This is a genomic window from Stenotrophomonas sp. Sm2128 (genome assembly GCF_030985535.1).
In the GTDB taxonomy this organism is placed as follows: Bacteria; Pseudomonadota; Gammaproteobacteria; order Xanthomonadales; family Xanthomonadaceae; genus Stenotrophomonas; species Stenotrophomonas maltophilia.
In genome coordinates this window covers 1-12,267 of record NZ_JAPTFQ010000108.1, presented here as the reverse complement: position 1 = coordinate 12,267, position 12,267 = coordinate 1, and the positions used below count along the sequence as shown (strand labels likewise).

Genomic DNA, 12,267 nt, shown 5'->3' with positions numbered 1-12,267 from the left:
TGGGCCAGCATGGCCGTACCGGCCTGCTGCAGGATCTGGGTGCGGGTCAGTTCGGCGGTTTCCTTGGCGAAGTCGGTATCGCGGATGCGGCTGCGCGATGCGGACAGGTTCTCCGAGGAGGTCTGCAGGTTGGCCACCACCGAGGTGAAGCGGTTCTGGATCGCGCCGAGGTCGGCGCGCACGCTGTTGACCGACTCGAGGGCCTTGTCGACGATCGACAGCGCCTTCTGCGCACCTTCGGCGGTGGTGACGTTCAGGTCCTTGACGAAGTTGGCCGTGGCGCCGGTCAGCAGGCCGCCGTTGGTGCTGGTTTCGGTCAGGCCCAGGCCAGCGATGGTCGCGGCGGTGGCGCCAGCCGGCGGGGTTGCGGCACTGACGCCCAGGGTGAAGGTCTGGCCGTCCTTGACCGAGGCCAGGCTTATCACGCCGGCATTGACCGAGGCCATGACGCCGGTTTCGCCCAGCTTGTTGTTGATCGCGGCGGAGGTGGCCGAGGTGATCGATTCGCCCGCCTTCACGGTGAAGTCGTTGATGGTGACCGTGGTGGCGGTGCCGCCCGGCGGGGTCACCGAGATCTGCAGGCCGGAGTATGTGGTGTCGGCGGTGGCCTTGTCGGCGGCGGCCAGGCTGGTGCCGGTGTAGCCGTTGGCGAAGGTTGCCGCGCCCAGCGAATCGGCCTTGGCGTTGACCACGCTGTTGATGGCGATGGCCTGGCCGGCGTTGGCGCCGACCTGGAACAGCTGGCTGGTGAAGGAGCCGTCCAGCAGCTTGGTGCCGTTGAAGTCAGCCTGCTTGGCCACTCGGTCGACTTCCGAGACCAGCTGGGTCACTTCAGCCTGCAGGGCCTTGCGGTCGCTGGCCGAGTTGGTGGCGTTGGAGGACTGCACGGCCAGTTCACGGATGCGCTGCAGGTTGTTGCCGACTTCGCTCAGCGAACCCTCGGCGACCTGGGCCAGCGAGATACCGTCGTTGGCGTTGCGGATGGCCACGTCCAGACCACGGATCTGGGTGGTGAAGCGCTCGCTGATGGCCAGGCCGGCCGCGTCGTCCTTCGCGCTGTTGATGCGCAGGCCGGACGAGAGGCGCTGGATGGTGGTAGCGAGCGAGCTGCCGCTGGTGCTCAGGTTGCGCTGAGCGTTGAGCGACATCGTATTGGTGTTGATTACCTGTGCCATGGGGTCGTCTCCTCTTATATGGAACCCGTTGGTGAATGAAACGAAGCGCCGCCTGTTTTTTTGTGTGGCTGTGTGCTTCGCTGTTGCCAAATGAATAACGGCGCTTTGTCAACAACCTTTAGCCGTGAATTCCGTCGACGCTGAAATCCGGTGCCGGAGGCTGTTTTTCCGGGGTTTTCCAGCCCTGGCCGGGCGTGAAGGCGACCCCGGAAGGGGCGGTTGGGCATGCCCAACCAGCGCTGATGAAGGTATCGGCGGGGCAGGGCCGGGCTTGATGGGCAATCACGGAAAATGCGTGCAGCACGTTTCCGGTAGCGCCAGCCCACGCCCGGCGAGCGCGACGGAACGGGCACGCAGAAACGAAAAAGGCCGCGATGCAGGGCATCGCGGCCTTTCAGGGGTGACGCAGGAGATGCGTCAGCGGATCTTGTTGAACAACGACATCGACTGCATCTGCGAGAAGATCGTCTGTGCCGCCTGCAGCGCGGTGCTCTGCAGCTGGTACTGGCTCAGTGCATCGGCATAGTCCAGGTCGCGCATCTGCGACAGCGTGGTCTTCAGGGTCACGCTGTTGGCTTCACGCATGTCGGCGGCATTGTCCAGTGCCTTCAGCTGCGCACCGCCGGCCGCACGCGAATCGATCATCCGCTCCGACGCACGGGCCACATCGCGCAGGGCGCTCTGCAGTTTGTTCTGCTGCGCGCTCATCTTGGCGGTGGTGCCGGTGTCGGCATCAAGCGCGGCAATCAGCTTGTCCATGGTGTCGAAGATGTCGCGGCTGGTTGCCGGCTTCACACTGAAGCTGTCACCGGCAGCGGGTGCGCCGGTGATCTGCAGGCGGACTCCGTTGACTTCCACGTTGTCACCGGCCTTGAACGTGCCGGTGCCGGTCACGTTACCAGCGCCGTCCAGTACCTGGTACTGGTCGGCGGCGGTGAAGCGGATGCTGAAGGACTGGCCGTTCCAGCTGTCGCTGCCATCGCGGGTGATGTTGGTCAGCACGCCGTTGCCGGTATTGCCGGCCGCGGCGACACCATCGACGAAGCCGTCGCCGGTAGGAATGCGCATGAAGATTTCGCTGCCGGGCAGGGCATCCCGCACATAGGTATCGGGGCCGACTTCAATCTGGCGCTGGGTCTGGTCGCCACGGTAGACCACCTTGCCATTGATCTTGGCGAACGGCGGATCGCCATCGTTGGTGCCGCCGAACACGTAGCGGCCGGTGCCGTCGTCGGCGTTGGCCAGCGACAGCAGGCCCTCGCGGATCTGGTTCAGTTCGGTGATCAGCGTTTTCTTGTCGGCGGCGCCCAGTGCCGGATTGCTGGCCTGGATGGTCAGGTCGTTGACGCGCGCCATCAGGTCGTTGACCTGGGCCAGGGCGTTCTCCTGTACGCCCAGTCGGTTCTGCACGTTGCCGGCATTGAGTTTCATCCGGTCCAGTGCGGCCAGGCTGCGGTCAAGCCCGACCGCCGCACCAGCGGCAACCGGATCGTCCTTGGCGCTGACGATCTTGCTGCCGGTGGCGATCTGCTGCTCCAGGTGGCTGAGCTTGGCCTGCTTGGCCATCATCAGCGACACGGACTGGTTGAACATCATGCTGGTGGAGATACGGCTGCTCATCGACGGACGGCTCCCAGGATGGTCTGGAACATGCTGTCGGCGGTGGAGATCAGCTGTGAGGCTGCCTGGTAGGCCTGTTGCAGGCGCAGCATGTCGGCCGCCTCCTCGTCCAGGTTGACGCCGGATACCTCATCGCGCGCTTCCTGCGCCTTGTCATTGATCACCAGCTGCGCTTCCAGCGAATACTCGGCCGAGCGGGCGGCTGCACCGACCTGGGTGGTCAGGCCACCCAGGGCGCCGTTGAGGGTGACCGTGCCGCTGTTGAATGCCTTGGCGCTCTCCACCTTGGACAGCCTGGAGGCGTTGCTGTTGTCCGACGAGCCCGCCGGAGTCGGGGTGATGTTGAAGGTGTCGCCGACCTTCGGCGCACCGTCCAGCACGAAGCTCCAGCCGTTGGCACTGATGGTCTGGCCGGGCGTGTAGGTCTGCGGCGGGCCCCCATCGATGGTGTAGGTGGTGGCCGAGGTGAACACGATCGCGGCCGGATTGCGCAGGTTGGCGTTGGTCGAATCGCTGACGGTGACACCGCTCAGCTTGCCGGTGCCCGTGTTGGACGTCGCCGCCGCGCCCTTCACCGCAGCGGCAGCGGCGATGCGCGACGGATCGGTGATCGCCACTTCCATGCTGCCAGCCACGCCTGCGGTCGGCTGCAGCAGGAAGCGGTCGTTGGCCGCCGGGGTACCGCCGACCACCAGCTTGACGCCGTTGATCACCAGTGGATCGGCCGCCGTACCGGTGCCGGTCAGCGGAACGTTCGCACCGGTGTCGGCACGACTGGCCTTCCAGTTGGTGCCATCGAACTGCAGCACCACGTTCTGCGCGTCCAGCTTGCCGAGGTCGCCGTAACTGGCGCTGAGGCTGGCGGTGCCGGTGTTGGCATTGTTGGCGGTGACGCGTGGATTGCCGATGTTGAAGAAGTCACCCCCGAGCTGGCCATACAGGTCCACGCCCTGGTGATGCACCTGCTTGAAGCTCTCGGCCAGGCCTACCGCCAGCTTGCCCAGCTCGGCCTGGGCAGGCGTCAGCACGGTGTCGCGGAATTCCAGCAGGCCGCCGATCTGGCCACCGACCGCCTTCGGGTCGAGCCGGATGGTGTTGCCCTGCGTTTCCAGCGCCAGCTGCAGGCGCTCCGGCTGGTACGGGTCGGCCACGGTGGTGACCTTGGTCGCCGTGGTGCCCACCACCAGTGCGTTGCCGCCGGCGGTGTAGACATTCATGATGCCGCCGTCCTGGATCACCGCCGTGCCACCGGTGTAGCCGATCAGCTGGGTGATCAGCTGATCGCGGCGGTCGAGCAGGTCCGGTGCGGCGGTAGCGATGTTGGTGCCGATCGCACCGTTGATCTGCGCGATCTCCTGCGCCAGCCGGTTGACCTCGGTGGCACCGGCCAGCAGGCCGTTGTTGACCTCGCTGTTGAGGTTGTTCAGGTGCGTGTTGAGCTGCACGAAGCGGTTGGCCAGCGCCTTGCCACCATCCAGCATGTTCTGGCGGTCGGCGGTGCCGGCGGCATTGGAGGACAGGCCGCTGACCGAATCGAAGAACTTCGACCAGACGCCGGACACGTTGGTTGCCGCGTCGGAGAACAACGAATTGACCCGGTCGGCCATGCCGGAGAGCTGCTTCAGGCGCGCCAGCTCGCCGCTGCTGTCGAGCAGGCGCGAGATCGCCAGCTGGTCGGCGGTACGGCGGATGTCGGTGATGCGGGTGCCGTTGCCGACCGTGCCGTAGCCGTAGTTCTGGGGATCAGCCGTGGCGAAGTTGACCTTCTGCCGGCTGTAGCCCGGGGTATTGAGGTTGGCCACGTTGTGGCTGGTGGTCGCCAACGCACGCTGGAAGGCGAGCAGGGCACCGGTACCGGTGGAAAGTACGCTGGACATGGGGTTCCTCAACGACGGGTGATACCCAGCGCCGCGGTTGCGGTGCTGGCGAAGGTCTGGCCAAGGCGCGAGCCGGCATCGGCCACGGCGCTGACGGCGCGCTCGATGGTCGGTCCGCCGGCGATCGCGGCGATCTTGGCCGCGTAGCGCGGGTCGGTGGCATAGCCGGCGCGCTGCAGGCCACGGGCGAAGCCCTGCACGTCGGTGCCGGCCTGCAGGGCCTGCTGGTAGCGCGGGCTGGTCTTCAGCAGGCGCACGTAGTCGGCAAAGCTCTCGGCCGGCGAACTGTAGGCACGGAAGCTGGCGGTCTCGTTGCGGCGCACGCCATCGACGTACTCGTGGGTGCCGGCCACGGCGCGCTGGCCGTTCCAGCCATTGGCCTTGATGCCGAACAGGTTGTGCGAGGTGCTGCCGTCGGCATGCTTGATGTGGCGCTTGCCCCAGCCGGTTTCCAGCGCCGCCTGGGCGACCAGGGCGCGGGCATCCACGCCCAGTTCCTTGGCCGCACGCTGCGCGTGCTGCCAGATGCTGGCGACGAAGCCTTCCGGGGTGTGTTCACCCAGCTGCGCGACGGCGGTGCGGGTAGCCATCGCATCGGCCGGGCTGATGGCCGTGCCGCGGTTGCTGGCGGTAGCCGACCACTGGTCGCTGTTGGCAGCCCAGTCGTCGCCTTGCAGGCCGCCGATGTAAGGATCTTCGGTACCCAGCGAGCGGTGCATGCTGCTGCTTTCGCGCCCGGCGATCAGGTCCAGCGCCTGTTCCATCGGTGCAACCGCCGCGTGTGCGCCGGACTGCGCGCCGGCGGCCATCTGCTGCAGCAGGCGCACGGCCTGGCTGCCGTCTTCCAGCGGCAGCGACGGTGCCGGCTTGGCCGGTGCATTGAGCTGATAGGCGCGGCTGGCCTTGGCCGGGTCCGCGCGGGTATCCAGTGCCGGGCCATCGGCGGCCTGGCCGGACAGCTGCCGGCTGATCATGCCGGACAGGCCCAGGCCCTTGCCGCGGGTCATCGCCTCGGCAATCTTCTGGTCGTACATCTCGCGGAACATCTTGTTTTCGCCGGGGAACAGCGAGTCGCCGAAGCTGGCGTCACGCATGCTCTTGACCAGCATCTGCGCGAACTGGCCTTCCAGCTGGCGCGCGACCTTGTCGATCCTGGCCGGATCGTTCTGTTGTGCCGGGTGCAGATCGAATGCGGGATTGATGCGCATGTCAGATCACCTCGAGCTCGGCACTCAATGCGCCGGCCTGCTTCAGGGCTTCCAGGATCGCGATGAGATCGCCTGGTGCTGCGCCCACGGCGTTCACCGCGTGCACGATCTCGTCCAGGGTGGTGCCGCCGCTGAACTTGAACATGCGGCTGCCGTCGTTGGTGGCGGTGATGGTCGACTGCGGGCTGGCTACGGTACGGCCGCCGGACAGCGCATTGGGCTGGCTGACGTTGGTGTTTTCCTGGATGGTCACGGTCAGCGAACCGTGCGAGATCGCGGCAGGTCCCACGCGCACCTGCTGTCCGATGACCACGGTGCCGGTACGCGAATTGACCACCACCTTGGCCGGAGCGCTGCCCGGGGTCAGTTCCAGGTTCTCGATGCGCGCCAGCAGGCCGATGCGTGCGCCCGGATCGGTCGGCGCGGTAACCGCCACGGTCACGCCGTCGACCGCGCGCGCCGCACCGTCGCCGAACGCATTGTTGAGCGCAGCGACCATGCGCGAGACCGTGGTGAAGTCATTGTTGTGCAGGTTCAGGGTGATCTCGCCGCCGTTGGCCAGCGGATCGGGCAGCGCACGCTCCACGGTCGCACCGTTGGGAATGCGGCCGACGCTGGGCACGTTCACCGAGACACGGGAACCATCCTTGCCCTGTGCACCAAAGCCGCCCACGATCAGGTTGCCCTGGGCGATGGCATAGATCTGGCCGTCGGCGCCGCGCAGCGGGGCCATCAACAGCGAACCGCCACGCAGCGAGACCGCGTTGCCGATCGAGGACACGGTGATATCGATCGGCTGGCCCGGCTTGGCGAACGGCGGCAGTTCAGCGTGGATCGCCACGGCGGCCACGTTCTTCAGCTGCGGGTTGACGTTCGGCGGAACATTCACGCCCAGCTCGCCGAGCAGGTTCTTCAGGCTCTGCACGGTGAACGGCGCCTGGCTGGTGCGGTCGCCGCTGCCGTCCAGGCCCACCACCAGACCGTAGCCCACCAGCGCATTGCCACGCACGCCACCGACCTGGGCCAGGTCCTTGATGCGTTCGGCGCTGGCCGGGGCCACCACCGCGAAGACCATGAACACGCCGCAGTAGAGCGACGTCATGCGTCGCTGCCAGGAAGAAGAGGAGAAGAGTTTCATGGCCATACTCAGAACGGCGTCAGGCCGGAGTTGAAGAAGCGGCTCAGCCAGCCCATCGCGTTGGATTGCGCAACCGGGCCGCGGCCGCCGTAGACGATGCGGGCCTCGGCCACGCGGCTGGACGGAATGGTGTTGTCCTGGCTGATGTCACCCGGGCGCACGATGCCCTGCACCTGCACCAGTTCATCGCCCTGGTTCAGCCGCAGGTTCTTCTGTCCCTGCACCACGAGGTTGCCGTTGGGCAGGCGCTGCACCACGGTGACGGTGACGCTGCCCTGCAGGCGGTTGCTCTGCGCGCTGTTGCCCTTGCCGGTGAAGTCACGCGCGCCCTTGGCCGTCGCACTGAGAATGTCCTTGCCGCCCAGGGTGACCGGTGCGCCGAGAATGGACGGCGTGCCCAGGCTCAGGTTCGATTCCTTGTTGGTGGCGGTGTTGGCACTGGTCTGCGCGGTGGTGTTTTCCAGCAGGGTGATGGTCAGCAGGTCGCCGACATCGCGCGCGCGCCGATCCGAATACAGCTGCAGGGTCGGGCCGGCAGCGTAGATCGCGCCGGCGGTCGGTTCGGCCTGCGGTGGCATGATCGGCTGGATCGGTGCCATTGCCGGATAGGGGCGCACATCGCCGGCAATCACGCAGCCACCGAGCAGGGCAGCCACGGTGCAGGCGAGGGCAGTGCGGGCGAAGTTGGAAATGGGCGACATGGCGGTTTCCCGGGTTGGCCGGTCAGAGCTTGTTGTTGAGGTAGCCGAGCATCGAATCGGTGGTGGAAATCGCCTTGGCGTTCATTTCGTAGGCGCGCTGGGTTTCGATCATCGACACCAGCTCTTCCACCACGTTGACGTTGCTGCCTTCCAGCGCGCCCTGCACCACGGTGCCGAGGCCGTTGAGGCCGGGGTTGCCGTTCTGTGCCGGGCCGGACGCAGTGGTCTCGAGGAACAGATTCTCGCCACGGGCCTGCAGGCCGGCCGGATTGACGAAATCGGTCAGGGTCAGCGCACCCACTTCCACTGACGCCGCGCCGTCGGCCATCTTCACGCTGATGGTGCCGTCGGTACCGATGGTCACCGACTGTGCGCCCTCGGGAATCTGGATGCCCGGCTGCACCGGGTAGCCGCTGTTGGTGACCAGCTCGCTGTCCTGGTTGATCTTGAACGAGCCATCACGGGTGTAGGCCGAGCTGCCGTCGGGCATCTGCACTTCGAAGAAGCCGCGGCCGTTGACCATGACGTCGAGGGCGCGGCCGGTCTGCTGCTGTCCACCCTGCTCGAAGTTCTTGGCGGTGGCGACCACGCGCACGCCGGTGCCGAGCTGCAGGCCGGTCGGCAGCTGCGTCTGTGCCGACGAGGAACCGCCGGGCTGGCGCACCTGCTGGTACAGCAGGTCCTCGAAGCTGGCACGGTCCTGCTTGAAGCCGGTGGTGTTGGTGTTGGCGAGGTTGTTGGAAACCACCGACATGCGCATCTGCTGCGCATCCAGTCCGGTTTTCGCGATCCACAATGCCTGGTTCATCTTCGGTGTCCTGTCTGGTGAAGCCGGCCGCGTGGTGCGGCCCTTGTATGCGGGTGTGCAAGCGGTGTGCCAGCGCCGGCATCAGCGGGCGCCGGATTTCCGTCAGCTGCCCAGGCGCAGCATGCTGTTGGCGCTGCGCGCGTTTTCGTCGCCGTGCTTGATCACCTGTACCTGCATTTCGTACTGGCGCTGCAGCTGGATCATCTGCACCAGTGCGCCGGCGGCATCCACGTTGCTGCCCTCCAGCTGGCCGCTGTGCACGGCCGTACCCTGCGCCGGTGCGAACGGCTGGCGTGGATCGGTGTTGCGGAACAGGCCATCGAGGCCGCGCTCCAGGCGCTCGTCGGGCGCCTGCACGACCTTGATCCGGCCGATCTGCGCCATGGTCTGCGGGCCTTCGCCCTGCGGGATGATCGAGAGCGTGCCGTCGGCACCGATTTCCATCGCCTGGTAGGGCGGAATGGCGATCGGGTTGTTGTTGTCATCCAGTACCGGACGGCCGCTGGAGGTCACCAGCTGGCCGTTCGGCGTCACCGACAACGCCGCGCCGCGCGTGTACGCCTCGCTGCCATCGCTGGACTGCACCGCCAGCCAGGTGCCGGTCTGCAGGGACAGATCCAGCGGCTTGCCGGTGATGTGCTGCGAGCCGGGCGTGCGATTGAACCCGGCATCGACATGCAGCGCGTCCACCCGCGAGGCAAAGCCCGGGCCACGGATCGGGAAGGCTTCGGTGTTGGCCAGCGCTTCCTTGAAGCCGGGGGTATCGGAGTTGGCGAGGTTGTGGCTGAGCGTGCCCTGTGCCTGCAGGGAGGCGCGGGCACCAGTCATCGCCACGTAAAGGGCTTTATCCATGCGGGGAGTTCCGTGACAGGGTCAGCGCATCATCAACGGATGTTGATGACGGTCTGGGTGATCTGGTCCTGGGTGGTGATCATCTGCGCGTTGGCCTGGAAGTTGCGCTGCGCGGTGATCATGTTGACCAGCTGCTCGGTGAGATCGACGGTGGATGCTTCCAGCGAGCCGGCCTGGATCTTGCCGAGATTGGAGGTGTCCGGCATGCCGGTGCGCGGGGTGCCCGAGCTGAAGGTGTCCACCCACAGGTTGTTGCCCTTCGATTCCAGGCCCTGCGGATTGTTGAAGGTGGTCAGCGCGACCTGGCCCAGCGGCTTGTCGGCGCCATTGGAGTAACGCGCGTAGACCACGCCGGTTTCCGACACGGTGATCTCATTGAGCTTGCCGGCGGCGTAGCCATCCTGCTGGGTGTTGCGCAGCGCGAACTTCTCGCCGTACTGGGTCGAGCCGCTCACGTCCAGCGTCATGTTCAGCACGCCGGCACCGGTGGTCGGGGTGAAGGTGCCGAGGCTGACCTTGCCGTCTGCCGGTGCGGTCAGCTTGCCGCTGTTGTCGAAGGTGACCGGGGTTGGCGCGCCGGCCGGCTGGCCGTCCACGTAGTTGCGCACGGTCCACTCGTTCGGGTTGGCACCCTTCACGAAGTACGAGACCTGGATGTGGCTGACGCCCAGCGAGTCGTACACGGTGATGCCGCCGCTGGAGTGGTTGTAGCTGTTGGAGTCGGTCGGATCGAAGGTGGTGACCGTCGGCTGCTTCGCGTTGGCCGGCAGGGTAAAGCCGACCTTCACTTCGCTGGTCTGCTTCGGCGGGCTGTCGGTGGTGAGCAGCTGCAGGTCGACCATGCGGCCGGCATCGAAGTTGGTGCCATCGGCATTCGGCGCGAACACCTGCAGGCGTGCGCCCTGAGGGTTGATCACGTAGCCGGACGGATCGGTCTGGAAATTGCCGGCGCGCGAGTACACGCGGGTACCGTTCATGTTCATGGTGAAGAAGCCTTCACCGGAAATGGCCATGTCCAGGCTGCGGCCGGTCTGTTCGTTGTGGCCCTGCTTGAACTGCTGGGCAACGTTGGAGACACGGACGCCCGAACCCACGGCGTTCTTTGACAGACCATAGCCGGTGGCCGAGAACAGATCGGCGAACTCGGCGCGCGATTCCTTGAAACCGGTGGTGTTGACGTTGGCGACGTTGTTGGCGGTGACGCTCAGGTCGGAATTGGCGGCATTGATGCCGGACAGCGAGACATTGAAGCCCATGGGATGCTCCTGGTAAGTGCGGGGTGTGCGGCTCAGCTGACGCGGAGCACGTAGTCGATCGGGGCCGTGCCCAGGCCCTTGAGGTTCAGGTACAGGCCGTCGGAACCGACGGTCACGCTTTCCACCGGCGCCTGCACGTAGGTGGACAGCTTGGTGCTCTTGCCGGCGGTATCGACGTGGTTGGCAACGATGGAATACTTGCCCGGCTCCATGCGCTTGCCGTTGGCATCCTTGCCGTCCCACTGGAACGCAGTCTCGCCGGCGGCCTTGGCTTCCACGCTCAGCGAGGTGACCTTGGCGCCGGTGGCATCGGTGATGTCGACGGTGATGATGCCGGCCGAGGGCGCCGCCACCGTGCCTTCAACGTTGCCTTCCTTTTCCAGCACCAGCTTTTCCGACGGCACCAGCACCTGGTGGCCGACCAGCGCCGCACCACGCAGCACCTGGTCGCTGGCCATCGATTCCTGGAAGCCCTTCACCGTCTTGTTCAGATCGGTGATGCCCTGCACGGTGGACATCTGCGCCATCTGCGCGACCATCTGCGTGTTGTCCATCGGCTTCAGCGGATCCTGGTGCTGCAGCTGTTCGGTCATCAGGCGCAGGAAATCGGCCTGGTCCAGCGTGTTCTTCTTCTTGGTGGCGTTGCTGTTCGGGGCGTTCAGACCGAGTGCGGTGTAGACGTCCTGGTTGGTCTGGTTGTTGACGGCGGTGGTCATGGCGGTATCCGGTACTGCGGGCCTCAGCGGCCCATGGTCAGGGTGGCCAGGGCCAGTTCCTTGGCGGTGGTCAGCATCTCCACGCCGGCCTGGTAGTTGCGCGAGGTCGAGATCAGGTTGACCATCTGCGCCACCGGGTCGACGTCGGGCTGGTAGATGTAGCCATCGCCATCGGCCAGCGGGTGGCCCGGCTCATAGCGCTTGATCGGCGCGGCCTCGCTCTGGGTGATCTCCTTCACCTTCACCGAGGTGATGTTCGGATCGTTCTTGCTGGTGACGGCCTGGAAGATCGGCTCCAGCGGCTTGTACACCGCGTCGGCGGAACCGGCGACGGTGTCGGCGTTGGAGAGGTTGGAGGCGATGGTGCTCATGCGCACCGACTGCGCCTGCAGCGCGGAGCCGGCGATATCGAAGATCGGCAGGTTGCTCATGGCTTATTGCCCCGTGATCGCGGTCAACATGGAACGCACCTTGCTCTCGACGAAGCTGAGCGAAGCGCGGTACTCGAGCGCGGCGCGGCCATAGGCCGCACGCTCGGCATCGGGATCGACGGTGTTGCCGTCCAGGCTGGGTTGCACGCCTTCGCGCGCGATCTGGAACGGGTTCAGGCCACTACTGATTTCGTAGTGCTGCTCATGGGTGGTGGCCATCAGGCCATTGGCATCCTGCCCCTGGGCATGGCGCAGGGCGGCGTCGAAGTCCAGGTCCTGGGCCTTGTAGCCGGGAGTGTCGGCATTGCCGAGGTTGCTGGCGATCAGCTTCATCCGCTGTTCGCGCAACGGCATGGCCTGGGCATGGACGCCCAGGTAGTCGGTAATCAGGTTGCGCACGGTGCACTCCCACGGGAACGTTGCCCGGGAAGCTGCAAGGGGTGTGCCAAATTCGAGAGGGTAGTGGGGGGGGGGGGGGGGGGGGG

General features: G+C 66.0%; 12 protein-coding genes. All 12 read right to left on the bottom strand.

Annotated features, from left to right (window positions below; genetic code table 11):
- Window positions 1-1,175: flagellin (locus tag O0K41_RS20870; protein WP_308304561.1), on the bottom strand; the 1,175-nt coding region annotated here is incomplete at its 3' end.
- A gap of 417 nt (window positions 1,176-1,592) precedes the next feature.
- The gene (gene flgL, locus O0K41_RS20865) at window positions 1,593-2,795 is read right to left on the bottom strand and encodes a flagellar hook-associated protein FlgL (protein ID WP_164221925.1); all 1,203 of its coding nucleotides are present in this window, start codon (window positions 2,793-2,795) and stop codon (window positions 1,593-1,595) included.
- On the bottom strand, window positions 2,792-4,672 hold the full coding sequence (gene flgK / locus O0K41_RS20860) for a flagellar hook-associated protein FlgK (protein ID WP_164221923.1): 1,881 nt from the start codon (window positions 4,670-4,672) through the stop codon (window positions 2,792-2,794). The genes flgL and flgK overlap by 4 nt, the downstream gene beginning before the upstream one ends.
- An 8-nt stretch (window positions 4,673-4,680) precedes the next feature.
- Window positions 4,681-5,880 (bottom strand): flagellar assembly peptidoglycan hydrolase FlgJ, encoded by a 1,200-nt coding sequence (gene flgJ / locus O0K41_RS20855; RefSeq protein WP_149501002.1) that lies wholly within the window; start codon window positions 5,878-5,880, stop codon window positions 4,681-4,683.
- Window position 5,881: 1 nt separating this feature from the next.
- Window positions 5,882-7,024, bottom strand: a complete 1,143-nt coding sequence (locus O0K41_RS20850) for a flagellar basal body P-ring protein FlgI (protein WP_149501003.1) — start codon at window positions 7,022-7,024, stop codon at window positions 5,882-5,884.
- Window positions 7,025-7,026: 2 nt separating this feature from the next.
- Window positions 7,027-7,719: a flagellar basal body L-ring protein FlgH gene (gene flgH, locus O0K41_RS20845; protein ID WP_099605990.1), complete on the bottom strand. Its 693-nt coding sequence runs from the start codon at window positions 7,717-7,719 to the stop codon at window positions 7,027-7,029.
- A 22-nt stretch (window positions 7,720-7,741) separates the two neighbouring features.
- Entirely contained in the window at window positions 7,742-8,527 is a 786-nt protein-coding gene (gene flgG, locus O0K41_RS20840) for a flagellar basal-body rod protein FlgG (RefSeq protein WP_005409571.1), read from the bottom strand.
- Window positions 8,528-8,629: 102 nt separating this feature from the next.
- Window positions 8,630-9,379, bottom strand: a complete 750-nt coding sequence (locus O0K41_RS20835; RefSeq protein WP_019337418.1) for a flagellar basal body rod protein FlgF — start codon at window positions 9,377-9,379, stop codon at window positions 8,630-8,632.
- Window positions 9,380-9,411: 32 nt separating this feature from the next.
- Window positions 9,412-10,635, bottom strand: a complete 1,224-nt coding sequence (gene flgE / locus O0K41_RS20830) for a flagellar hook protein FlgE (protein ID WP_005409573.1) — start codon at window positions 10,633-10,635, stop codon at window positions 9,412-9,414.
- A 32-nt stretch (window positions 10,636-10,667) separates the two neighbouring features.
- Window positions 10,668-11,351, bottom strand: a complete 684-nt coding sequence (locus tag O0K41_RS20825) for a flagellar hook capping FlgD N-terminal domain-containing protein (RefSeq protein ID WP_005413273.1) — start codon at window positions 11,349-11,351, stop codon at window positions 10,668-10,670.
- A gap of 23 nt (window positions 11,352-11,374) precedes the next feature.
- On the bottom strand, window positions 11,375-11,782 hold the full coding sequence (flgC, locus tag O0K41_RS20820; RefSeq protein WP_010485892.1) for a flagellar basal body rod protein FlgC: 408 nt from the start codon (window positions 11,780-11,782) through the stop codon (window positions 11,375-11,377).
- A 3-nt stretch (window positions 11,783-11,785) separates the two neighbouring features.
- Window positions 11,786-12,181: a flagellar basal body rod protein FlgB gene (gene flgB / locus O0K41_RS20815; RefSeq protein ID WP_005409576.1), complete on the bottom strand. Its 396-nt coding sequence runs from the start codon at window positions 12,179-12,181 to the stop codon at window positions 11,786-11,788.
- Window positions 12,182-12,267: the final 86 nt, after the last annotated feature.

What these genes read in the sequence shown, in the direction of transcription:
- flgL (WP_164221925.1), bottom strand. Translation starts at nt 2,795, where the DNA reads ATGAGCAGCCGTATCTCCACCAGCATGATGTTCAACCAGTCCGTGTCG.
- flgK (WP_164221923.1), bottom strand. Translation starts at nt 4,672, where the DNA reads ATGTCCAGCGTACTTTCCACCGGTACCGGTGCCCTGCTCGCCTTCCAG.
- flgJ (WP_149501002.1), bottom strand. Translation starts at nt 5,880, where the DNA reads ATGCGCATCAATCCCGCATTCGATCTGCACCCGGCACAACAGAACGAT.
- O0K41_RS20850 (WP_149501003.1), bottom strand. Translation starts at nt 7,024, where the DNA reads ATGGCCATGAAACTCTTCTCCTCTTCTTCCTGGCAGCGACGCATGACG.
- flgH (WP_099605990.1), bottom strand. Translation starts at nt 7,719, where the DNA reads ATGTCGCCCATTTCCAACTTCGCCCGCACTGCCCTCGCCTGCACCGTG.
- flgG (WP_005409571.1), bottom strand. Translation starts at nt 8,527, where the DNA reads ATGAACCAGGCATTGTGGATCGCGAAAACCGGACTGGATGCGCAGCAG.
- O0K41_RS20835 (WP_019337418.1), bottom strand. Translation starts at nt 9,379, where the DNA reads ATGGATAAAGCCCTTTACGTGGCGATGACTGGTGCCCGCGCCTCCCTG.
- flgE (WP_005409573.1), bottom strand. Translation starts at nt 10,635, where the DNA reads ATGGGCTTCAATGTCTCGCTGTCCGGCATCAATGCCGCCAATTCCGAC.
- O0K41_RS20825 (WP_005413273.1), bottom strand. Translation starts at nt 11,351, where the DNA reads ATGACCACCGCCGTCAACAACCAGACCAACCAGGACGTCTACACCGCA.
- flgC (WP_010485892.1), bottom strand. Translation starts at nt 11,782, where the DNA reads ATGAGCAACCTGCCGATCTTCGATATCGCCGGCTCCGCGCTGCAGGCG.